Consider the following 23,130-nt stretch of genomic DNA (forward strand, 5'->3'; position numbering starts at 1 on the left):
TGCCGCGGCTTCTTTTTTTGTAATCTATTTATTTAACAGACGCTTTCCTCGCCGACCAATAGGCTTCCTGACCGGCAATGCCGTGGCGCGTCTTGTATTTCAGGACGGCCATGACCAGCAGGGACGTGACGAAGAGGGCCGAGAAGACCTGCAGGGTAATGGAGTAGCTGTTGGTCGTCTCCTTGATCCACGACAGGAGCAGGGGACCGGCCACGCCGGCGGCGCCCCAGGCGGTAAGGATGCGGCCGTGGATAGCGCTCAGGGCCTTGGTGCCGAACAGGTCGCTGAGGTAGGCCGGCATACAGGAAAAACCGCCGCCGTAGCAGGTAATGATGAGCAGCACGACGATTTGAAAGCTGAAAGCGTTCGTTTCCGTCGACAGCTTGAAGAAGGCCAGGGCCTCGATGAAGAAGAAGAGGACGTACGTATTAGCCCGGCCGATATAATCCGATACGGTCGCCCAGGCGATGCGGCCGGCGCCGTTCAAAAAGCCGATGAGGCCGACCATGGACGCGGCAGCCATGGGCGACATGCCGACGACTTCCTGGGCCATCGGCGAGGCGACGGCCAGGAGGGCGATGCCGCAGGTGATATTGACGAAAAAGAGCCACCAAATCGTATAGAGCTGCCAGGTCTTCATGGCCTCTTTCAGGGAAAACTGCGGCATGGCATCGGCATAGACCGGGCCGGATGGCTTCGCCAGCTCTGTATCGGGACGGGGTATTTCGTCGTCCTTCGGCGGCGCTAAGTACAGGGACGAGGCTGTCATGACGACGAGATACACCGCGCCCAAGATGAGGAAGTTCGTCGCCAGGCCAAAATTAGCGACGAGAAGCTGCATCGCCGGACCGGCGATCATGCTGGCAAAGCCGAAGCCCATGATGGCCAGGCCTGTGGCAAAGCCGCGGTTGTCGGGAAACCATTTGACCAGGGTCGAGACAGGCGTAATATATCCCGTCCCCAGGCCGATGCCGCCGATGACGCCGTAAAACAGATACAGCATCGGCAGGCTGCGGAACTCCATGGCCGCCGCCGTGCCGAACATAGCCGAAATGAAAAATAAAGTCGACACGAGGCCCGACTTGCGGGGGCCGGCCTTTTGGACGAAGCTTCCCAGGCATCCGGCAGACAAACCTAAAAACAAGATAGCCAGCGAAAAGGTCCACGTCGTCTGCTGGAGCGTAAAGCCCATCGATTCCATAATGGGTTTGGTCAAGACGCTCCAGGCGTAGACGCTGCCGATGCAGATATGAATTCCCATGGCGGACAGGGCAATGAGCCAGCGATTTCTCTTCATGATATCGTCTCCTTTGACTTGTCCCGCCGCGGCAATACAAAAAGCCGGCCGGCTGGACAAAGAATAGATGTACTCTTGCCCAGACGGTCGGCGTGTATGTCACCGTGCAGTCCACGTGGTTATTCCACTTCATTCCGTCAGTCCTGCACTGTATAGGTACGTTGTTATGATATGATTATACGGATTTAGAGCATACCTGTCAAGAATTATGCAGATTTTTTCACAGCTGCCGCAGCCATGTCGGCCGTATCGGCGTCCGTTCCGTAAGCTGTTTCCTGCGCGGCTTTACTCTTAGCCTTGGCGTCCGCCGCAGCCTTGGCCTGCTCCATCTGCTGCCGGCCCAATTCGGTCAGCGTCTGACCTGCCGGGGCCTTGCGGATGATGTAGACGTTTTCCAGGGGCTTCAATACGGAAAAGCCGTATTTCATCAGGGCCTGGGCATCGCCGTAGCGGTCCTCCGAATTCATGATAGCCGCGATGACCGTCCGCCCGTTCTGAGTCGCCGAAACGACGAGGCACGGCCCGCCGGCATTCGTCGTGCCGGTTTTAATGCCGTTTGCTCCGGGGAACCCGCTAGTCAGGAATTCGTTCGTCGAAACGCAATGCTTATAGCTGCCGTCGACGTAGGGCATGTCAAAGGTACTGCGCTTGACCATATCCCGGAAGGCCGGCAGCTTCATGCCGTAAGCCCCAATTTTGGCCAGATCCCGGGCCGTCGAATAGTGATTGGCGTCGGGAAGGCCGTGGGGATTGACGAAATGCGTATGGGTCGCACCGAGAGCCGCCGCCTTCGCGTTCATTTTTGCGACGAAGGCATCTTCCGTCGGCTCAACCGTTTCCGCAATGGCCACGGCGGCATCGCAGCCCGACACGAGCATCATGCCCGTCAGGGCGTTGCGCAGGGTAATCTGGTCGCCCTGCTGCAGGCCGAGGACAGAGGCATCGCTTTCGACGCTCAGGGCCTTATCGGTAATGCGAATCGTCTTATCCATGATGCCTTGTCCGTTTTCCAAGGCGACGATACAGGTCATCATCTTCGTCGTACTGCCGGGATATCCTCTCAGGTCAGGCTGTTTGGCGTACAGCTCGTCGCCCGTATCGGCGTCCATGACGTAGGCGGCCTGAGCCGCTACTGCCGGCGATTCCGGATTTTCGGCGAAGGCTATGGAAGATAGGGCTACGCAGGCAGTCAGCGCAGCTAAGATTGTTTTCTTTAAAGACATGATACATGCCTCCCTTGAGCATAAACTTATAGATGATTACAACGGATTTTTAGCGGCCATTTTCGGCTTGCGCGGGTATTTGGCCGGACATTTCTTCGTCTTTTTGATATACAGGACGGCCCGCTTGTCATCCAGCCCCGGCAAATGGACGGGGCGGACTTCCGCCACCGCGCCGCCGAGGATGGACAGGGCCTTTTGGGCTTCGGCCAGCTCTTCCTCGTACTGGGCGCCTTTTAAGGAGATAAATATGCCTTGGCGAGCCGTATAGGGAAGGGCCCATTCGGCCAATATCTGCAGGCGGGCTACAGCCCGGCTGGTCACGATATCGAAGCGTTCCCTGTATTCCTCTTTGTGGGCCATTTCCTCGGCCCGGCCGTGCAGGAAGGAAGCCGGCAAGCCCAGCTCTGCCGTCACGCCCTGTAAAAACGTCAGCCGCTTCTGCAGGGAATCGAAAAAGGTCACCTTCAAATCGGGCCGGTAGATGAGCAGGGGCAGGCCGGGAAAGCCGGCTCCCGTGCCGAGATCCAGGACGGAGGCCCCTTCGGGAAACCACTCCGCGTCATAGCACGACAGGCTGTCTATCATATGCTTTACGGCTACGTCGGCCGGCTCCGTAAGGGCCGTCAGGTTCATGACCTTATTCGTCTCGACCAGGCGCTCTGCAAACAGGCAGAATCGGTCGATTTGCTCTGCCGTCAGGGCCAGGCCAAAGTCCTTCGCCGCCGCGATGAGTTCGTCTCTAAACATGGCTTTCCTCCCGCTGGCGCTGTTCCAGCACGATGAGCAGGGCCGTAATATCCGCCGGCGATACGCCGGAGATGCGGCTGGCCTGCCCTAAGGAGCGGGGCCGTATGGCGTCCAGCTTCTGCCGCGCTTCGCCCGACAGGGTATCGATGTCGGCGTATACGATATCTTCCGGCATCAGCTTCTTTTCCAGGCGGTTCATCTTTTCCACCTGTTCCAGCTGGCGGTTGATATATCCCTCGTACTTGACCATGATCTCGATTTCCTCGCATACGTCGTCGGCCAGCTGCGGCAGGGGAAATACCTGGCTCAGAGTATGGTAGGTCACTTCGTTGCGCCGCAGCAAATCGTAAGCCTTGAGGCCGGTGCGGACGGGAGCCGTGCCAATAGAAGCCAGCTTTTCCTGATTTTCCTTTGTCGGCGTGACGGGCAGGGCCTTCAGCGCCTCCAGTCCCGCTTCGACGGCTTCTTTCTTCTCTATAAAGGCGTCGTACCGTTCCTGCGTGACCAGGCCGATGTCGTAGCCCTTCTGGGTCAGGCGCAGGTCGGCGTTGTCCTGCCGCAAGATGAGGCGGTATTCCGAGCGGCTGGTCATCATGCGGTACGGCTCGTTAGTGCCTTTAGTGACCAAATCGTCGATGAGGACGCCGATATAGGCTTCCGAGCGGGTGAGGATAAAGGGCTCCTTGCCCTGTACCTTGCGGGCCGCGTTGATGCCGGCCATGAGGCCCTGGGCCGCCGCTTCCTCATAGCCGCTGGTGCCGTTGGACTGGCCTGCCGAAAAGAGGCCGCTGATGGCCTTCGTTTCCAGCGACGGCGTCAGCTGCGTCGGGTCCAGGCAGTCGTATTCGATGGCGTAGCCGGGGCGCATGATCCGCACGTCTTCCAAGCCGGGAATCGTCCGCAGGAAGGCGTACTGCACGTCGACGGGAAGGCTAGTGCTCATCCCTTGGACGTACATTTCTTCAGTCATTTCCCCTTCGGGCTCGACGAAGAGCTGATGTCGCTTCTTATCGGCAAAGCGGACGATTTTCGATTCGATAGACGGGCAGTAGCGCGGGCCGACGCCCTGGATGACGCCGTTGCACATGGGCGCCCTGTCGAGGTTTTCCCGAATGATGCGGTGCGTTTCCTCATTGGTAAAGGTCAGCCAGCAGCATTCCTTGTTGCGGTTCTTCCGTTCGGACAAAAAGGAAAAGGCGTGGCCCTGTTCGTCGCCTTCCTGCTTCTGCATTTCTTCCGTCCGCAAGGTGCGGCGGTCGACGCGGGCCGGCGTGCCCGTCTTAAAGCGCATAAGCTTGATGGCCGCTGCCAGCAGGGAATCAGACAGGTCTTCTGCAGACCGCTGTCCCATGGGGCCGCCGGAATAGACGCATTCGCCTGTAATGATTTTTCCCTTTAAATAGGTCCCCGTCGCCAGGATGACGCATTTCGCCTTGTACACTTCGCCCATTTCCGTGACGACGCCCGTAACGGCGCCGTTTTCCATCTGGATATCTGTAATCATGAGCTGCTTGACGTCCAGATGTTCCTGATTTTCCAGCACCTGGGTCATGGTCATCTGGTACATCTTCTTATCGGACTGGGCCCGCAGGGAATAGACGGCCGGCCCCTTGCCCGTGTTGAGCATGCGCATTTGGATGCACGTCTTATCCGTATTGATGCCCATTTCGCCGCCCAGCGCATCAATTTCCCGTACGAGGTGGCTCTTGCCGGGGCCGCCTACGGCGGGATTGCAGGGCATGAGGGCGATATTATCTAAATTAAGCGTCGCGACGAGGGTCCGCGCGCCTAACCGCGCGCTGGCCAGGGCCGCTTCACAGCCTGCATGGCCTGCGCCGACGACGATGACGTCGTATGTATCGACTACAAACATGATTTCACCCTTTTTCTACTTACCTAAACAAAATCTGCTGAATATTTCTTCTATGATGTCGTCGTGGACCGTATCGCCCGTAATAGAACCCAGGAGCTCCCAGGCTTCGCGGATATCGACGATAGCACAGTCGACGGGCATGCCTGCTTCTATCGTGTCCAGGGCCCGCTGCAGGGCTTCGCGGCTTTGCCGGACCAGCTCGATATGGCGCGTATTGGCCAGCAGGGCGCTCTGGGCCGCCGTCAGCCCCTGCTTCAGGGCCAGCGACAGCATGGCGTCCTTCAATGCTCCCATGCCGGCTCCCGTACTGGCGGAAATCGAAAGGATGGGCAGCCCGTAGGACTGCAGTTCTTCCGTTTCAAAGGCCGGCTGCAAGTCTTCCTTATTCAATACGATCAGGGCCTGCCTGCCTCTGGCCGTTTCCAAAATCTGCCGGTCTTCTTCCTGCAAAGGCCGGGACTGGTCGACGACGACGAGGATAATATCGGCCCGATCCATGTATTCCTTCGCCCGGCGCACGCCGATTTGCTCGACCGTATCGTCGGTGCTGCGGATGCCGGCCGTATCGACAAGGCAGATCGGCACGCCCTGTATGGAAATCCATTCTTCGATGACGTCGCGCGTCGTACCCGGCACGTCGGTGACAATGGCCCGTTCCGTTTCCAAAAAGCGGTTGAGCAGGCTCGACTTTCCGGCGTTAGGCGTGCCGGCGATGGCCGCCATGACGCCGTCCCGCATCATGCGGCCGCTTTTGGACTCGGCCAGCATATCGTCCAGACGCCGCTCCATCTCCCGGATAGCGCCGGCAATATCGGGCACTTCTATGTCCTCCAGGTCTTCTTCGGGATAATCGACGGTTACTTCCAGCCGCGTGATAAAGTCGGTCAGGTGGAGGCGCATGTCGCCGACGACCCGGGACAGGCGGCCTTCAAGCTGGCTGACGGCGCTGGTCAGGCCCTGGGCGCTCTTGGCCTGAATGACGTCCATGACGGCCTCGGCCTGAGCCAGGTCGAGGCGGCCGTTGACAAAGGCCCGCTGGGTAAATTCGCCGGGATTGGCCAGCCGCGCGCCGTGGCGCAGGACCAGTCCTAAGATTTCGCTCAGGGACTGGCGGCCGCCATGGCATTGTATTTCCAGTACGTCCTCCGCCGTATACGAGCGGGGCCCCTTCATGATGAGCAAGATGACTTCGTCCACCGCTTTGCCGTCGTCGTCGACGATAAGGCCGTACTGTATGGACCGATCGCGCCGCTGCGCTAAGGGAAGGGAAGATTTGCTCTTAAAAATCGCGTCGCCTACGTCGTAGGCCTTGCTTCCGCTGATTCGGATGACGCCGATGCCGCTTTCGCCCAGCGGCGTGGCGATGGCGGCTATCGTATCGGTTGTATCGTACACAGTGAACGCTCCTTTCAAAAAAACCGGCGCTGCGGCGCCGGTTTTTATTGTACCAGTGACTCGTCCGCTCATAGCTGCCGACTCACTGCCGTGTCATATTCAAGCTTATTTTTCGTAATAAATAACCACGTGGCGATACGGGTCCTGGCCTTCGCTTTCCGTCCGCACATGGGCTTCGTTCTGAAGCGCGACGTGGATAATCTTGCGTTCGTAGCCGTTCATCGGCTCGAGGACGACCTTTTCGCCGCTGCGTTTAACCCGTCCAGCCAACCGTACGGCCAGCTGCTTCAGCGTTTCTTCTCGGCGCTGGCGGTAGTTTTCTACGTCCAGCATGATGAAATGGCGCGTTTCTTCGCCCTGATTAGTCGTCAAGTTCGTCAAATACTGAAGGGCGTCCAGCGTCTGGCCGTGCTTGCCGATGAGGATGCCCAGGTTCTTGCCGTGCAGGTGAAGGATGATTTTATCGGATTTGATCATCTTTTCGATCATCACGTCGATGCCCATGTTGCGCAGCACGTCCTGCAGGAAGGCCTTGGCCTTGGCGGCCGCTTCTTCAGCCGTAAAGGTTTCCTCTGCCGGTTCAGCTTCGTCGGCAGCCGGCTCTTCGACCGGTTCTTCCGGCGCTTCCGCCGTCACGGCTTCGGCCTGCGCAGCTTCTGCCGCCTTAGGTTCCGCCGGAGGTGCGGCTTTCCGCTCTTCTTCTTCAATATCGTAAATCGGAGCAGTCTTTCTGGCCTTTTCCGTCAGGCGTACCTTAGCCGGCTTGCTGCCAAAGCCAAGAAAGCCGCTTTTCGGTTCGGCCAGTACTTCGATCGTCACTTCTTCTTCCATCAATCCGAGGCGGACCAGGCCGGAACGGACTGCGTCTTCTATCGTTTTTCCTGTCGCTTCAATGGTTCTCATGCTTTTGCACCCTTTCCCTTATTACGGAACATAATCATCTGCTGGGCCCACTGGAACACGTTGGAAAGGAACCAGTAAATAACCAGGCCGCTGGGGAAGCTCAAGCTGATCCAGCCGATAAACAGCGGCATGATGACGCGCATGATTTTCTGCTGCTTTTCCTGCGCTTCCGAAGCCGCTACCTGCGTGCCCGACATCTGTTTCTGGATGACGTAGGTAGACGCAGCGGATAAAATCGGCATGATATACGTCGGGTCGGCCGCGCCTAAGCTGGGCAGCCATAAAAAGCTTTCGTACGCCGGATCGTAAGGGTAGGAGCGAAGGGCGTAAAAAATCGCGATGAGGAAAGGCATCTGAATCAGGATCGGCAGGCAGCCGGACAGGGGATTGACGCCGGTCTGCTTGTACAGCTTCGCCATTTCTTCCTGAAGCTTTTTCTGATTGCCTTTATATTTCTGCTGTAATTCTTTAATCTTCGGCTGCAGGGTCTGCATGCCTTCCATGGAACGAATCTGCTTGGCCGTAAGAGGCGAGAGGGCCAGCTTGATTACCAGCGTCAGGATGATGATGGCCAAACCGTAGCTGGGATATCCGATGCTCTGCGTAAAGGCATAGCAATAATCCATAAACGTGGTCATGATGCCACTGAGAAAATCCATTATTCCACTAAAAAAATCCAATATTCTCAACTCCAGTCAAGGATAAAATACCAGCAGGCAGCCTCTATTTCATCTGCCTGATACTTACGGCACAGGATCATATCCGCCTTTATGAAAGGGATGGCATCTCAAAATGCGCCTGACTGCTAAATAACTCCCCTTCACAGCGCCGTATTTCTGCAGCGCCTCGATAGCGTAAGCAGAACAAGTAGGGTAAAACCGGCAGCACGGCGGTTTTAATGGTGATATACAAAGCTGATAAAACCGTATTAGAATGATGAAACATCTTTTCATGGCATCTCGTTCTTTCGCAATATCCCGGCCTGTCGGAACAGCTGCAGGATGCTTCGTTCCGCCTGGGCGTATCCGGCGTATTTCAGGCTGCTGCGTCCGATAAGCACCAAGTCGACGCCGTTTGCCAGCTCGAACTGATGAAGGCGGTATACCTCTTTCATCAGGCGCCGGCAGCGGTTCCGCTCTACGGCGCAGCCGATTTTCTTGCCCGTTACGAAGCCGATGCGGGCCGGCTGCTTAGGCGACCGCTTCAAGACGTACAAGACGGCCAAGCGGTTCACATAGGATTTTCCCCGTCGGTACACAACCTGATATTCCCGATTTTTGCACAGCCTTTTTTCTTTTTTTAACTCATACATACGTTATTGTCCCGAAAATGCCAGAAGAACAGAAAAATTCCTTAGCGGAACTTTTCTGTTCATCTTGTAATAATTACGCGGAGAGTCTCTTTCTGCCTTTCAAACGGCGTCTTTTCAAAACCATGCGGCCGCCTTTGGTTTTCATTCTTTCACGGAAGCCGTGCGTTCTTTTTCTCCACAGCGTATTCGGCTGATATGTCTGTTTCACGATAGGCACCTCCTTTGTCTCAATCAACAGTAGATGAACTTACACCATAACAGCATAATTATATTCAAAAAGGATAGGGCTGTCAATCGTTTTTTCCGGAATCGCGGCGATGATGCCGCATTTGTCATAGGGACAGCGTCGTGAACGTATACCGTTTGTACATGGCGGCACAGGGTGTCGCCGCCCTTTGCTATACTGAAGCTGTCAGAGGGAGGAAATTCTCATGGAAAGATGTTTCCACATGCATTGTGGACAGCATGGCAAGTTATCAACACGTTGTTCACAAAATGTGGACAAGTAGAAAATACCTATAAGCCCAGGTATATACTGGCGTTTCTCCCTTCTTTCAAATCGAGTTATGCACTATATCCACAATATGGCCGTAAACATATCCCCAATTATCCTTGCGAAGAAGGATTCTGTTTACGGTATGAACAGAGGACGAGAGAGAATGGCATTATGAATTTTTTGACAAATTCAGCTGTTTCTATGTATTTTTCGAGGATTTTGTTGTACAATGTAATCAGATGTGTGGATAAAAAGTTCAGTTATCAACAGGTTGTTCACAATGTGTGGATAAATCAAAATCAGGCCGGAAATTCGATATTTATCGCGTTTCCGCTTTTTTCAGCCTCTAAATGCGCACTTATCCACATTGTGCTGCAACGCACATATCCACAATATTATGCGGGAAGGACTTTGCTATTATGGAATCAATGGATCTAGCTACATTATGGGCGGGAATGCTGGAACAGCTGAAAAAGGTTCTGCCAAAACCGATTTACGAAACGTGGTTCGTCTCGTCCCTCATCCCGACGTCCTACGAAAACGACGTCCTCGTACTGGCGGCGGCGCAGAAATTCGTATGCAATTTCGTCAATAAGAATTATGCCGATCAGCTCAACGAAGCCGCCGAAGCCGTCACGGGGAGGCCTACGACGGTCAAGTTGGAAGATATGAACGCCCCCGCCGCGGAACCGGCAAAGCCAGCGGAAACGGACGATTTATATAAGGACACTCTGTTTTCCGACGAAGACTTGCCGAAAGCGCCGCCAAAGAAAAAGGCGGAGCCCGAGCCGAAGGCCGTCATGGTCAAGGAAGCGAACGAATCGATCTCGCCGCCGCCGGAAGAACCGACGACGGAAGACAACCTCATTCCCAATTATACCTTCGACAATTTCATCGTCGGCAACAGCAACCGCATCGCCTATTCCATCGCCGCCAGCGTGGCGGAAGCGCCGGCCAAGAAATATAATCCCTTATATATATACGGCGGCAGCGGCCTGGGCAAGACCCACCTCATGCACGCCATCGGCCACCAGATTCTGAAAAACTTCCCCCACATGCGCCTGCGCTGCATTACGAGCGAAGACTTCGTCAACGATTTCATCCAGGCCATACAGGATAAAAACACGGAAAACTTCCGCCAGCAGTACCGCAACATCGACGTCCTCCTCGTCGACGATATCCAGTTCTTAGGACAGGGCGACAAGGACAGCTCGAAGGAAGAGTTTTTCCACACCTTCAACAAGCTCTATCAGGGTCAAAAGCAGATGGTATTTACCAGCGACCGGCCGCCCCTGGATATTAAAAGCCTGGAAGACCGCCTGCGCTCGCGCTTCCAGAGCGGCACGGTGACGGGCATCGAGCCGCCGGATCTGGAAACGCGGACGGCGATTCTGCGGACCTGGGCCCAAAAGGAAAAAATCAACATCGACAAGGACGCCATCAACTACATCGCCGCCAACGTCAGCGACAATATCCGCGACCTGTACGGCGCGTACAACAACGTCCTGTCTATGGCTTCCATTGAAAAAAACGACGTGACCTTGTCGCTGACGCAGCGGGCCCTGAAATACCTGGTTGCGGAAAAGGAAGAAAAGAAGTACATCACCATCGACGAAATCACCAGTTCGGTCTGCCGGTTTTACAGCGTAAACTACAACGAGCTCATGGGCAAGAAGCGGACGAAAAATATCGCTTTGGCCCGGCAGGTAGCTATGTACTTATGCCGCGAGCTGACAGGGAATACGTACCCTCACATCGGCACGGCCTTCAGCGGCCGCGATCATACGACGGTCATGCACGCCTGCGAAAAAATTACCAAGATGATGAACGACAGCGACACCTTCAAGGAAATGATCGAGCGGCTGAAAGAGAAGATTTTAGACGTGGACAAGTAAGTGCATAGTCTGTAGATAGTTTGTGGACAGCGAAAATTTGCGGAAGAAAAGTGAATTTGTGGATAGGCAGGCATGAATTATACACAGGTTATACACAGCTGTGCATAGCTGAAAATTCAGAGTTTTCCCCAGTTTTCCACACTATCCACACCCTCTACTACTACTTCTTCTACTCTTTTAACTTACTTCAATTAAAAAACTAAACGCAGAAAAGGGGATACACCCATGAAACTTATCTTAAAAAAGGAAGATTTAAACAAAGGCCTTCAGACCGTCCAAAAGGTCGCCCAGAATAAAAACAACAACCTGACCTCAGAAAACGGCCTGCTTATCAAGGCCATGAACGACGTAATCGAATTTCAGGCCAACGACTACGATATGGGAATCAAAACCATTGTTCCCGGCATCATCGAAGAAAAAGGCGAAGCCTTCGTTGCCAACCCGTACTTAATGGAGCTGACGCGCAAGCTTCCCAGCGACGAAATCGAAATTACCAAAAAAGACGCCGACACCCAGATGATCATCAAAGGCGGCAAGCTGAAATTTGAATGCCTGACCATGAATCCCAACGACTTCAACGAAGTGGAAATCCTGGAAAACGGCTATTCCCACTTTACGACGACCAGCGTCGTATTAAAGGATCTCATCGACAATACGTCTTACGCCTGCGCGACGGACGTAGCCCGGCCCATCTTTATGGGTACCTATCTGGACGTTCAGGGCGATACGATTTCCATGGTCGCTACGGACACCCACAGGCTGGCGCTGAAGACGGCGCCCCTGGATAGTCCGATTGAAAATCCCCTCCAGGCCGTCATTCCCAGCCGGCTGCTCACGGAAATTTCCCGCCAGCTGCCGACGGACATTCCTGAAGCGGTGGAAATTACAGCGGTCCGCAGCTATTTAGCCATTAAGTTCGGCAACGTCTACATCCGCACCCGCCTGATTGAAGGGGAATTCCCCAACTACCGCCGCGTCATCCCGACGGACTTCCAGTGCAGCATCACCGTCGGCCGCAGCGAATTTACGGGAGCCGTCGAACGGGCCTCCATCGTCGCCAAGGACGCTCAGTACAACGTCATCAACTTCGTATTCGGCGACGGGGAAATCCATCTCATGAGCCAGAACCCCGACTACGGCACCATCGAAGACTACGTTGCCTGCCAAATGACCGGGGAGCCGTTGGAAATTTCCTTTAACGGCAAGTTTATTTTAGATATTTTAAAACACTGCCACGACGACGAAGTCGTGTTAAATACGCGGCAAAACAGCCCCATGCTGGTACAGGATAAAGGGAACGAAGCGAGCGTATTCGTCGTGACGCCGATGAGGACAAAATAATGGAAAAGGTAAAAATTGAAACGGAAATGATACAGCTGGACCAGTTTTTAAAGTGGGCCAGCATCTTGCAGAGCGGCGGCGAAATCCGCTTTTTGCTGGACGAACAGCGGATTTTTGTCAACGGCGAACTATGCTCGGCAAAGCGGAAAAAGCTTCATGCCGGCGACATCGTAGAAATCAAGGGCATCGGGACGTATGAAATCGTTGGTGCATAAGTATGAATATACAGTCTGTACGGCTTCATCAATTCAGAAACTATACACAGGAAACGATAACCTTTCCTAAGTCGATCATTTTATTGTATGGTCAGAATGGACAAGGTAAGACGAATTTGCTGGAAGCCCTGTACCTGGGAGGTATAGGAAAATCCTATAAGGGGATAGCCGATACGGACTTGATCCAGTGGGACTGCGGCGAAGGCAGCGTCATCCTGGATTTTGTCCGCAGCGGCGTCGCCCAGCAGATCAAGGTCATCTTATCGAAGACGAGCAAAAAGGAATTATGGGTGAACGAGACGAAGGTCTCTCAGAAGGAACTGGTCGGGACGCTGAACGAGGTCTTGTTTTCACCGGAAGATTTGCAGCTGATCAAGGGCAGCCCGTCCCTGCGGCGGCGGTTTATGGATATGGAAATATCCCAGGTCAATCCGGCCTATTACCGCCTGCTGCTGCAGTACAACCGGGCCGTATCGCAGCGGAACCTGCTGCTGAAGCAGATGAAATACGAAGGCCGGGCGTCGCTGGAGGAATGGGACCGGCAGATCGCTTCCTTTGCCGCGGCAATCGTGCGGCGGCGCCTCGACGCCCTGCGGAAGATGAGCTTTCTGGCCGGCGTGATTCACCGCCGCCTGACGGGAGGCTCGGAGCTGCTGACGATGGACTACGTGCAGCCTTATAGCGACGGGGCAGGCGGTATTACCGACGCCCAGACCTATTACGACCTGCTGCAGGAGCATCGGCAGGACGACATATACCGCATGTCCACGTCGATAGGACCTCATCGGGACGACCTGTCCCTGGCCGTAGGCGGAGCCGATTTAAAAAAATACGGCTCCCAGGGGCAGCAGCGGACAGCCGTACTAGCTCTAAAGCTGTCGGAACTGGAATATATGAAATCCGAGACGGGCGAGTATCCCGTCCTGCTGCTGGACGACGTGATGAGCGAGCTCGACGCCGGACGACGGCAGGCCCTGCTGGATTTTGTGCGCGGCCGGATACAGACCTTTATTACGACGACGGAGCCGCTGATTTTTGAATCCATGGCCGGCTGCTGTCATATCTGCATTGCGCAGGGAAAGGTAATATCCCATGGAGGAACGGAATCATAAGATGGAGAAGGCCGGCCTTTCCATTCCTAAAATATTGGAACGGAACCGCCTTCTCGTCCCCTATAAGCTGTATCAGGCGAAGCTGGACTGGAAGACCATCGTCGGCCCTCAAATTGCCAAATATTCCTATATTCAGGGCTTCGACGAGTCCGTCGTGCAGGTCGCTGTACTGAATTCCGTATGGATGAACCAGCTGTTCATGTATAAGAAAAAAATCGTCGACGCTATCAATGAGTACATCAAGGAACCCTTCGTCACGGACATCCGTTTCGTGCGGAGCGGCCGAAAGCCTGCCGTTGTCACGTACGCCAATACTGCCGGCGAAGAAGAGGAAGGTTTCTTTGTCAGCGCGGGGAACGCGCGGCTTTCGGAAGAAACGGTGCAGCGCATCCGGCAGGAGACGGCAGCCCTTCCCGAGGCCATCCAGGAAAAAATGGCCCAGCTGCGCTTCGCCCAGGCGAAACGGCAGACGGCGTACCGGGCGGCAGGCGTCCGGCAGTGCCCGTCGTGCGGGCGGTGGCTGGAAAAGGGAGAGGAGCTGTGCTTTATCTGCCGGCTCCGGGCCCGTCAGGAAAAGAAAAAAGCCGTCTATGCCACGGTCATGGCCATGCCCTGGCTGACGCTGGACGAATTAAAGGCCTACGGCATGATCGGAGACGAGGGACGGCTGTACGAGGAATTGTACAACGAGGTGCGGCGCGAGTGCATTTATAAATACATGGAGCGCATTTACCACGGCTGCGATACGCCGGAAGACGATATGATGCTGGCCCTGCTGATTACGCGGCGGAATCCGACAGAGATGACCGACGCGTTTATTCGCAATTTAACGGAAAAATACAGGAGAAAAGGCGATGTATCTTCACATAGGCGGACAGAAAATGATTGACATACGCCGCATTGTCGCGATGTTCAAGGCCCATCCGCGAAAAATGAACAAGTCGAACCCGCTGCGGCAGTATTACCGCCCCCTCGTGCTGCTCGACGGCATGGACGAAGGGCAGATTCGCTGCTACATCGTAACGGAGGAATGCATTTACGCTTCGCCCATTACGCTGGAAACGATTATCGGGCGGTATAAACGACTGTTTTCGTCAAAAGGGCCCGTGCAGCGATTGTAAACTAGCTATCCCAGGGGGATTTGCTGTATAATAAGATGTTAAGTATGTTTGAATAGGAGGAATTGCTGCATGCCGCAAGATAAAAAAGTAAATTATGGCGCAGAACAGATTCAGGTCCTGGAAGGCCTGGAAGCCGTTCGCAAGCGTCCTGGTATGTATATAGGGAGCACGTCTCTGCGCGGTCTCCATCATTTAGTATATGAAGTCGTCGACAACAGTATCGACGAAGCGCTGGCAGGATACTGCACGCACATTGAAGTGACGATTGAAGCTGACAACAGCATTACCGTCGTCGACAACGGCCGCGGCATTCCCGTAGCCATGCATAAGATCGGCAAGCCTGCCGTCGAAGTCGTACTGACGGTGCTTCACGCCGGCGGCAAATTCGGCGGCGACGGCTATCCCATTTCCGGCGGCCTGCACGGCGTCGGCATATCCGTCGTCAACGCCCTGAGCCTGTGGACGAAGGTCGAAGTCAAGCGCGACGGGTATTTGTGGAACATCTCCTTCGCCCGGGGCCTGACGGCGGAACCGCTCAAAAAAGTTCGTCCCATGGAACGGGGCGAAGAAACGGGCACTAAGGTAAGTTTTAAGCCCGACGGGGACATTTTCCCCGATACGACCTACGACTTTGACACGCTGAAGACGCGCCTCCGCGAGCTGGCTTTCCTGAACAAGGGCCTGCACATTACCCTGACGGATAAGCGCGGCGAAGGGCGCAGCGAAGTCTACTGCTACGAAGGGGGCCTCACGTCCTTCGTGGAATTTCTGAACGAAAACAAGGAAGCCGTCAACCCGACGGTCATTACGCTGGAAGGCGAAAAGAACAAGGTCCTCGTGGACATCGCCATGCAGTACAACGACGGCTACAGCGAAAATATCCTGACCTTCGTCAACGACATCTTTACGGAAGAAGGGGGCACCCACCTGAGCGGCTTCCGTTCTGGCCTGACCCGTACGATCAACGACTACGGCCGTACGGCGGGACTGCTGAAGGACAAGGAGGAAAACCTGTCCGGTGAAGACGTGCGCGAAGGCCTGACGGCTATCGTCAGCGTCAAGGTACGGGAACCGCAGTTCGAAGGGCAGACGAAGACGAAGCTGGGCAACAGCGAAGTCAAGGGGATCGTCGACAACATCGTGTCCGACGGATTGAAGGAATTTTTCGAAGAACATCCCGGCGAAGCCAAGTCCATTGTCAATAAGGCGATTTCCGCAGCCAGAGCCCGCCAGGCCGCCCGCCACGCCCGCGACCTGACGCGCCGTAAAAACGCCCTGGAAATCAGCAGCTTGCCGGGCAAACTGGCCGACTGCTCGGAAAAGAACGCCGCCATGACGGAAATCTACCTGGTCGAAGGCGATTCGGCCGGCGGCTCGGCCAAACAGGGCCGGGACCGGAAATTCCAGGCCATCTTACCGCTCCGCGGCAAGATCATCAACGTCGAAAAGGCCCGTCTGGACAAGATCCTGGCCAACGAAGAAATCCGCTCCATGATTACGGCCTTCGGCACGGGCATCGGCGAAGAATTCGACATCAGCAAGCGGCGCTACGATAAGATCATCATCATGACCGATGCCGACGTCGACGGAGCCCATATCCGCACGCTCCTGCTGACGTTCTTCTACCGCTTTATGAAGCCTCTCATTACGGAAGGCCATATATACATCGCCCAGCCGCCCCTGTATCAGGTGCGCAAGGGCAAACAGGTCTGGTATTACTACACGGACGAAGCGATGAACGCCAAGCTCGACGAGCTGGGCCGCGACAGCAGCGTCGTCGTTCAGCGCTATAAGGGCCTCGGCGAAATGAATCCGGAGCAGCTCTGGGAAACGACGATGGATCCCCAGAACCGCACGATGCTCCAGGTCCACCTCGAAGACGCCGTAGAAGCGGACCGCATTTTCTCGGTCCTCATGGGCGACAAGGTCGAACCGCGCCGTCAATTCATTCAGGAAAACGCCAAGAAGGTGCGGAATCTGGACTTATAGGAGGATGTGTCTATGCCGAATATATCGAAACGAATTTCCTTGTTTTCCGAATCGGCCATTGCCAGAATTTCCCACATGGCCGAAAGGTACGAGGCGATTAACTTATCGGAAGGCTTTCCCGATTTTCCCCCGCCGGAAGCCCTGCGGAACCGCCTGAAGGATATAGCCGCCCAGGGGCCGCACCAATACAGTATAGACAGTGGCGCCCAGAACCTGCGGCAGGCCCTGGCGAACTACCGCAGGACCTTTTCTGGCCAGACGCTGGACTCGGAACAGGAAGTCGTCGTCACCTGCGGCGGTACGGAGGCCCTGATGACGACGATGATGGCCCTCGTCGACCCGGGAGATAAGGTCGTCGTATTTTCGCCCTTCTATGAAGCCTACGGCACGGACGTGCTGCTGGCCGGCGGCGAGCCCATTTACGTGCCTCTCCGGCAGCCGGACTTTACCTTCGACGCCGACGTGCTGGAAGACGCCTTCCGGCAGCATCCGAAGGCGATCATCCTCTGCAATCCGTCCAATCCCTGCGGCAAGGTATTTTCCAAGGCCGAGCTGGAAATCATCGCCGGCTTGGTGCAGAAATACGATGCCTTTGCCATCGTCGATGAAGTATACGAGCACATCGTGTATAAGCCGACGGAATATACGTACTTTTCCAATTTGCCAGGCATGTACGAACGGACCATATCTTGCGGTTCCTTGTCGAAGACCTATTCGATTACGGGATGGCGCGTCGGCTACATCTTCGCGCCGCCTCATCTGGCCGCGGCGCTGCGGCAGCTCCACATGTTCATGACCATCAGCGCGCCGAGCCCGCTCCAGGAAGCGGCTGTGACCAGCCTCGGCTTCGACCGGTCCTATTACGAAGGGCTGCGGGAAGTATATACGAAGAAGCGCGACATCGTCATGAAGGGCCTCGACGCCATCGGCATTCCCCACAACGTGCCTCAGGGGGCCTTTTACATGCTGATGGATATTTCGGAATACGGCTACGACGACGATACGGCCTTCTGCGAGGACTTGATCCGGAAACTGGGCGTAGCCCTCGTGCCCGGCTCGACCTTTTTCCACGAAGACGTACACAACCTTGTCCGCCTTCAATTTGCCGTCAAGGACGAAACGCTCTATGAAGCGCTGAACCGTCTGGAAGGTATTCATTGCATGAAACGGTAATTCTATGCTTCGTTAAAGGAGGGATTTTGTATGAAATGGCCTGCGTTAGTACTCAGCGTATTGTGCTGCTTAGGCAGCTTCTCCGCCTTTGCCGCCGCGCCGGCATGGGCAGCCGTACAGATCGACCCGTCGGTCCGTATGGAAACATTGGACGACTATTACATTACGAAGGGCAGTACGTATGATAAGATTACAGCCCTTCTGCAAAATCTTCCTTCCGAGGCGTCGGGCCTTTCGGGAGACTATTATTTCCGAATTGAAAAGAAGCTGACTCACGACTATTTTTATCACGTCAAAGCCTACGATACGAATACGCACGTTCAGAAGGGAAATTACTTCTTCGCCAAGGATGAAAGCTGCGTATGGCGTCTCGACCCGACAGGCGACGCGGTGATGATTTACGGCAGCGCAGAAAATCTGTTGAAAAAGACGGAAATCGTCGTCTATCCCAAGAAAATCGCCTTGGGCAGCTACGGCATCATCCGGGTTCACGTGCCGGGCATGCTCCCCTACGACATCAAGCTGACCAGCTTGAACGCCAACGTGGCGCAAATCTCCGATAAAATGAATATCGTCCCCGTCAGCGCCGGCAAGACGGACATCGTCGTCGACTTGAAGATCGGCTCGGCGACGCGCACCTTTACGGAAACCGTCTCCATTATCGATACGGCCGACGACGGCCGCGACAGAGGCATGAGCCCCTCCGTCGGCATTGGTATCGGCGTAGGATGGGGCAGCGGCTGGCATCATGGCGGCGGCATCGGAATCGGTGTAGGCCCCTGGTGGTAAGAGTTATATCATATGCATAGGCACAGAGCGGAATACCCATTGTATTCCGCTCTGTTTTTTCAATACTATAAGAGGAGCTGCCGCGTGCAAAAGCGCGGCAGCTCCTCTATATAAGAAAAACAAGTTGGCGCATCTTCAGATGATAGTTCTCTAAAAGGGGGGTATCCTGTTGTGATCGTATCAGGGAATGAGAAGGTATTCCGGAGATGCGCAGTAGCGAATGATTCAGGTGTTCAAAAAATCCTTTGTCAATTAGCGTTTGTCTGAGACCATTTGGGTCGACGTCAATACGACGGACTGGCGGCGCGTCATGATTTTGTATGCGACGTATGACAAGGCTGTCCTCCAGCGGGCCGCAACGAGTAATGAAAGCTGAGTGTTCAACATCAAAGCTGTCTTCCAGTATAGCATGGATAGCGTAATGCACCCAATTTCGTATAACAAAAAGACAATATTGAATACATTTCCATACGATTTCTATATAGTGGTAAAGAGAATGGAAATACGTATGATAAATTGAAACGATGCGTTTCTTGTGATATAACCAAAAGGAGGCTATTTAATCAAATATCATTGAATACGACGGCGTATGAAATATATTGGCATATCGTATTTTCATGCGCCGTTTTGCAGAAAGGATGAGAATGCGATGAGAGTTGGAATTTTCAGCAATGTCAGAGGCGGCGCAGCCAGATTTGCGCCGTATGTACGCCTTGGATGCGACGATATAGAGTTAATCGGCCTGCCTTGCGAAGCGGCGTTGGATACGATAGAAACGGTCAAGAAGGCGAAGTGCGAAGGCCTTATTTATTACAGCGATCATAAGGAAGATGAACCCTTTTATAAGGCTCTGGCCGAGAGCGGCGTCAAATACGTCGTGACATGCAGTGCCGGTTACGATCATCTCAATATAGAGGCGATGAAAAGGTACGGCATCAAAGGGGCCAATGTGCCGAGATATTCGCCCAACGCCATATCGGAACACACCGTAATGATCGTGCTGGCCCTTCTTCGCAAGCTGCGGACGCAGATACTGCGTATAGAACATGGCAATTTTACTACGACGGGATTGCAAGGGCGGGAACTTCGCAATATGGTCGTAGGCATCGTCGGCGCCGGCCGTATCGGATATACGACGATACAGTGTTTGAGCGGTTTTCATCCTAAAGCTATCCTGGCTTACGATATTTACGAGAACCATGACGTACGCCAGTATGCATCCTATGTGCCGCTGGACGAATTATATGCTAAGGCCGACGTGATCATTTTCCATTGCGCGTACACGAAAGAGAATTACCATATGGTAAACGACGAGGCCATTCAGGCTATGAAAGACGGCGTCGTCCTTGTTAACAGCGCCCGAGGCCCTTTATTTGACACGCATGCCATGCTGCGGGGCCTTCACAGCGGTAAGATTGGGGCGTTAGGAATCGATGTGATCGAAGGAGAAGGAGCGCTGCGAAAATCGTCGGGAGCTCAAAAAGACGTCGCTTCCGATATTAGAAAACTGCTGTCTTACGAAAACGTCATATTTACGGCTCATACGGCTTTCTATACGGATCAGGCCGATTATAATTTGTGCGAAACGACGATTCAGAATCTGCGCCAGTATGCCCGGACCGGATCGTGCGACAACGAATTGATACGTGAATAAAGTCGGCCTATGTCTGCGTACTTTGCAAGTCACGATGACGGCCGGTCAAGGTATCGGGCCGTTATTCGGCAGCATTTCAGCGGAATATTTCGGCATGAGGCCTTCCTTGTGTCCCATGCTGTGCTGCGCTTGTAGGAATGGGAAAAACACGATATAATATAAACTAAAAAATTATTTTTTGCGTATTAAAGGAGACGTGATTTGTTTTGGAAGTTTCCCTAGGGAAAGAGTGCATCGTCATATTATTGCTGATTTTTGGCAACGGCGTATTTTCGCTGCTGGAAATGTCCATCGTCAGCTGCCATCAGCCGCGGCTGGAGGCCATGGCCGAAGAGGGCAGCAAGTCGGCGAAAATCGTCCTGAAGCTGCGGGAAAACCCGAATAAGATGTTTTCGGCCGTACAGTTCGGCATCACCCTGATGGGCCTGCTGACGGGCGTATACGGCGGTACGGAAATGGCCGGCCCCATGTCGCAGTACGTGGCCATGATCCCCGGCCTGGAGCCCTATGCCTACAGCGTCAGCCTGACGACTATCGTCGCCGTCATTACCTATTTGACCATCATTTTAGGGGAAATCGTGCCGAAGCGCATCGCCATCAACAAACCTGAAGCCATTGCCTGCTTTCTGGCCCGGCCGATGCTGTATTTCTGTACGGTCAGTACGCCCCTCATTTGGTTTCTGTCGGCTTCGACGGCCTTGGTGACGAAGGTCATCGGCATGGGCAAGCCGGAGGTGCAGCCCGTAACGGAAGAGGAAATCAAAATCCTTCTGGAGCAGGGCGCGGAGCTGGGCGCCTTCGAAAAGGAAGAGCCCGAGCTGGTAGACCGGGTGTTCCGCCTGGCCGATATGAACGTCAGCGATATTATGACCAACCGCACCCAGGTTGACTGGATTGACGTAGAAGATCCCGACGAGACGATTATGAATGAAATGATCGCCTTCAATCATATTCACCTGCCCGTCGGCAGGGGCTCTCTCGACGAATTTCTCGGCATGGTTTCGGTCAACATGGTCTTCCAAAAATATTACGACGCCGTCCATTCGGGGAAAACCGTGACCATGAAATCCCTCGTCGAATCGAGCGTCCAGAAGCCCGTCTTCGTGCCCGAATCGATGGATATCATGAAGGTCGTGCCGGTCTTCCGCGAGCACAGCGTCCACGAAGCGGCTGTCCTCGACGAATACGGCAATTTCAGCGGCCTGCTGACCCTTCACGACATCCTGGAAGAGCTCGTAGGCAGCATGCCGTCAGGCGAAAAGGAAAAGAAGGAAAACGACAACCGCATCGTCCAGCGCGGCCCCAACGAATGGCTCATGGAGGGCCTGCTGACTATCGAAGAATTCAAGGATTTCTTCGATCTGGAAGATGACCTGCCCGGCGAAGAAGACGACCTGTACAAGACCCTGGCCGGCTTCGTCACCTACGGCGTAGGCCGCATTCCTAAGGAAACGGATACGTACGTCTGGAACGAATTTACCTTTGAAGTCATGGATATGGACAACCTCCGCGTCGATAAAATCCTCGTCACGCGGCAGGAACCGGAAGAAAAAGAAGAAGATACGGAAGAATAGCATACGCATATAAAACGAGAGGCAGGAGAATCGATCTCCTGCCTCTCTTGTCGTCTCGTATGCTATCTTACGTTCTCCGTCATATCTCGGCGACGACGACAGGGTTGCCGTGTTCTTGGATGAGGCGGACTAGGTCGTCGGCCTGCATCCAAACCGAGACCCGATTGTCGTTGGGATGGACGGCGATTGTATTTCCTATGAAGTCTTTGTCAAAGACGACGATGACGGATTTCGTTTCGTCGTTCAGGGCGCCTAAGGGCGTGACGGCTCCCTTGGTCAGCTTAAGGTACTTCCACAGGTCGTCTTCGGAGGCGAAGCTCAGCGGACGCGAGCCCAGCGTCTGCCGCAGGGCCTTGAGGTTGACCGTTTTTTCCTGACGGATGACGACAATGTAGTAGGTCCTCTTCTTATCGTCGCGGATAAACAGGTTTTTGGCTACGGCCTCGCCGTCGGGGAGGTGCAGGGCGGACATTTCGTCTATGGTGTAGACGGGAATGTGTTCTTTCACATGGTATTCTATATGGGCAGTTTGTAATACGGATAGTACGGTTTGGGCTTGTTCGGACAGCATAGGAGGGCCTCCTTTGTATAATATTTTATCATATACATAGATTTTACATAAAAAAGAAGGTATCTCAAAAAAAAAAAGAATAATATTAAGAGATGAGGAAATTTGCTTCGTGAAGATGCCGTAGGAAGGAGGTGGGGGAATGGACAACGCCATTATTGCATTTTTTCATGATTACGGCGACATACTGTTTCTGGCCATCGGCCTGTATTCCATAGGGGGAGCCGTCATGCAGTGGTCCTGGTTTGTCAATAACCGCCGGGCCCGCAAGGTTGCCGGACGTACAGGCGGAACGACGGGAATGCGTATTTTTTATGTTGTCTTAGGATTGGGCTTTTGTATCGTCGGCCTTATATCGTTTATGACGGGCATATCGGTCTTGTATATCATACCGATGATCAAAGCCGATCCGCTGTCTGTGTTTGAATTATTATAAGGGAAAGGATGAAGCGG

23 protein-coding genes and 1 riboswitch are annotated in these 23,130 nt (G+C 54.2%); of the genes, 12 read left to right on the forward strand and 11 right to left on the reverse strand.

The genetic code is table 11. The annotated features are described in order from the left end of the window. Positions 1-28: 28 nt before the first annotated feature. The 10 genes from E0L13_RS10250 to rpmH form a co-directional block, all read right to left on the reverse strand. Positions 29-1,297 carry an OFA family MFS transporter gene (locus E0L13_RS10250; RefSeq protein WP_168062187.1) on the reverse strand — a complete coding sequence of 423 codons (1,269 nt, stop codon included), beginning with the start codon at positions 1,295-1,297 and terminating at the stop codon, positions 29-31. Between the two features lie 70 nt (positions 1,298-1,367). Further along, positions 1,368-1,452: riboswitch (ZMP/ZTP riboswitch) on the reverse strand. A gap of 51 nt (positions 1,453-1,503) precedes the next feature. Then, the gene (locus tag E0L13_RS10255; RefSeq protein WP_168062189.1) at positions 1,504-2,520 is read right to left on the reverse strand and encodes a D-alanyl-D-alanine carboxypeptidase family protein; all 1,017 of its coding nucleotides are present in this window, start codon (positions 2,518-2,520) and stop codon (positions 1,504-1,506) included. A gap of 36 nt (positions 2,521-2,556) precedes the next feature. Beyond that, positions 2,557-3,267, reverse strand: a complete 711-nt coding sequence (rsmG, locus tag E0L13_RS10260; RefSeq protein WP_168062191.1) for a 16S rRNA (guanine(527)-N(7))-methyltransferase RsmG — start codon at positions 3,265-3,267, stop codon at positions 2,557-2,559. After that, entirely contained in the window at positions 3,260-5,140 is a 1,881-nt protein-coding gene (mnmG, locus tag E0L13_RS10265; RefSeq protein WP_168062193.1) for a tRNA uridine-5-carboxymethylaminomethyl(34) synthesis enzyme MnmG, read from the reverse strand. Before mnmG ends, rsmG begins: the two co-directional genes overlap by 8 nt. Before the next feature lie 15 nt (positions 5,141-5,155). Next, positions 5,156-6,535: a tRNA uridine-5-carboxymethylaminomethyl(34) synthesis GTPase MnmE gene (gene mnmE / locus E0L13_RS10270; RefSeq protein WP_168062195.1), complete on the reverse strand. Its 1,380-nt coding sequence runs from the start codon at positions 6,533-6,535 to the stop codon at positions 5,156-5,158. A gap of 105 nt (positions 6,536-6,640) precedes the next feature. Beyond that, positions 6,641-7,438, reverse strand: a complete 798-nt coding sequence (jag, locus tag E0L13_RS10275) for an RNA-binding cell elongation regulator Jag/EloR (RefSeq protein WP_154877060.1) — start codon at positions 7,436-7,438, stop codon at positions 6,641-6,643. Further along, positions 7,435-8,097 carry a YidC/Oxa1 family membrane protein insertase gene (locus E0L13_RS10280; protein ID WP_095628991.1) on the reverse strand — a complete coding sequence of 221 codons (663 nt, stop codon included), beginning with the start codon at positions 8,095-8,097 and terminating at the stop codon, positions 7,435-7,437. Before E0L13_RS10280 ends, jag begins: the two co-directional genes overlap by 4 nt. An 84-nt stretch (positions 8,098-8,181) precedes the next feature. Continuing rightward, positions 8,182-8,391, reverse strand: a complete 210-nt coding sequence (yidD, locus tag E0L13_RS10285; protein ID WP_087477760.1) for a membrane protein insertion efficiency factor YidD — start codon at positions 8,389-8,391, stop codon at positions 8,182-8,184. Then, positions 8,388-8,750, reverse strand: coding sequence for a ribonuclease P protein component (gene rnpA, locus E0L13_RS10290; RefSeq protein WP_087477761.1), 363 nt, complete (start codon positions 8,748-8,750; stop codon positions 8,388-8,390). Before rnpA ends, yidD begins: the two co-directional genes overlap by 4 nt. A 73-nt stretch (positions 8,751-8,823) precedes the next feature. Continuing rightward, positions 8,824-8,958, reverse strand: coding sequence for a 50S ribosomal protein L34 (gene rpmH / locus E0L13_RS10295; protein ID WP_087477762.1), 135 nt, complete (start codon positions 8,956-8,958; stop codon positions 8,824-8,826). A gap of 707 nt (positions 8,959-9,665) precedes the next feature. Between rpmH and dnaA the strand changes: the two genes are divergently transcribed. From dnaA to E0L13_RS10350, 11 genes are all read left to right on the forward strand, one after another. Continuing rightward, complete coding sequence (gene dnaA, locus E0L13_RS10300; protein WP_317239260.1) at positions 9,666-11,141, forward strand: chromosomal replication initiator protein DnaA; 1,476 nt, start codon at positions 9,666-9,668, stop codon at positions 11,139-11,141. Positions 11,142-11,366: 225 nt separating this feature from the next. After that, positions 11,367-12,482, forward strand: a complete 1,116-nt coding sequence (dnaN, locus tag E0L13_RS10305) for a DNA polymerase III subunit beta (RefSeq protein WP_087477763.1) — start codon at positions 11,367-11,369, stop codon at positions 12,480-12,482. Continuing rightward, positions 12,482-12,697 carry an RNA-binding S4 domain-containing protein gene (locus E0L13_RS10310; RefSeq protein ID WP_168062197.1) on the forward strand — a complete coding sequence of 72 codons (216 nt, stop codon included), beginning with the start codon at positions 12,482-12,484 and terminating at the stop codon, positions 12,695-12,697. The genes dnaN and E0L13_RS10310 overlap by 1 nt, the downstream gene beginning before the upstream one ends. A gap of 2 nt (positions 12,698-12,699) precedes the next feature. Beyond that, complete coding sequence (gene recF, locus E0L13_RS10315; RefSeq protein WP_168062199.1) at positions 12,700-13,809, forward strand: DNA replication/repair protein RecF; 1,110 nt, start codon at positions 12,700-12,702, stop codon at positions 13,807-13,809. After that, positions 13,790-14,698 carry a DUF721 domain-containing protein gene (locus E0L13_RS10320; protein ID WP_168062201.1) on the forward strand — a complete coding sequence of 303 codons (909 nt, stop codon included), beginning with the start codon at positions 13,790-13,792 and terminating at the stop codon, positions 14,696-14,698. The genes recF and E0L13_RS10320 overlap by 20 nt, the downstream gene beginning before the upstream one ends. Continuing rightward, complete coding sequence (locus E0L13_RS10325) at positions 14,691-14,930, forward strand: DUF370 domain-containing protein (protein WP_232818813.1); 240 nt, start codon at positions 14,691-14,693, stop codon at positions 14,928-14,930. The genes E0L13_RS10320 and E0L13_RS10325 overlap by 8 nt, the downstream gene beginning before the upstream one ends. Positions 14,931-14,999: 69 nt before the next feature. Then, complete coding sequence (gene gyrB / locus E0L13_RS10330; protein WP_168062203.1) at positions 15,000-16,919, forward strand: DNA topoisomerase (ATP-hydrolyzing) subunit B; 1,920 nt, start codon at positions 15,000-15,002, stop codon at positions 16,917-16,919. A 12-nt stretch (positions 16,920-16,931) separates the two neighbouring features. Beyond that, complete coding sequence (locus E0L13_RS10335) at positions 16,932-18,092, forward strand: aminotransferase class I/II-fold pyridoxal phosphate-dependent enzyme (RefSeq protein WP_168062205.1); 1,161 nt, start codon at positions 16,932-16,934, stop codon at positions 18,090-18,092. A 30-nt stretch (positions 18,093-18,122) separates the two neighbouring features. Continuing rightward, a complete protein-coding gene (locus E0L13_RS10340; protein ID WP_168062207.1) occupies positions 18,123-18,881 on the forward strand; it encodes a hypothetical protein in 759 nt (252 codons plus the stop codon). Between the two features lie 649 nt (positions 18,882-19,530). Further along, complete coding sequence (locus E0L13_RS10345; protein WP_168062208.1) at positions 19,531-20,535, forward strand: NAD(P)-dependent oxidoreductase; 1,005 nt, start codon at positions 19,531-19,533, stop codon at positions 20,533-20,535. 206 nt (positions 20,536-20,741) lie between these two features. Further along, positions 20,742-22,109, forward strand: a complete 1,368-nt coding sequence (locus E0L13_RS10350; RefSeq protein WP_154876888.1) for a hemolysin family protein — start codon at positions 20,742-20,744, stop codon at positions 22,107-22,109. A 79-nt stretch (positions 22,110-22,188) separates the two neighbouring features. On the opposite strand, the gene E0L13_RS10355 is transcribed toward E0L13_RS10350, so the two are convergent. Then, on the reverse strand, positions 22,189-22,680 hold the full coding sequence (locus E0L13_RS10355; protein ID WP_168062210.1) for a YbaK/EbsC family protein: 492 nt from the start codon (positions 22,678-22,680) through the stop codon (positions 22,189-22,191). A 139-nt stretch (positions 22,681-22,819) separates the two neighbouring features. On the opposite strand from E0L13_RS10355, the gene E0L13_RS10360 reads away from it, so the two are divergent. Further along, entirely contained in the window at positions 22,820-23,113 is a 294-nt protein-coding gene (locus E0L13_RS10360) for an Imm17 family immunity protein (protein WP_168062212.1), read from the forward strand. Positions 23,114-23,130: the final 17 nt, after the last annotated feature.

Origin of the sequence: Megasphaera sp. SW808 (assembly GCF_012027795.1) — a bacterium.
GTDB classification, from domain to species: domain Bacteria; phylum Bacillota; class Negativicutes; order Veillonellales; family Megasphaeraceae; genus Megasphaera; species Megasphaera stantonii.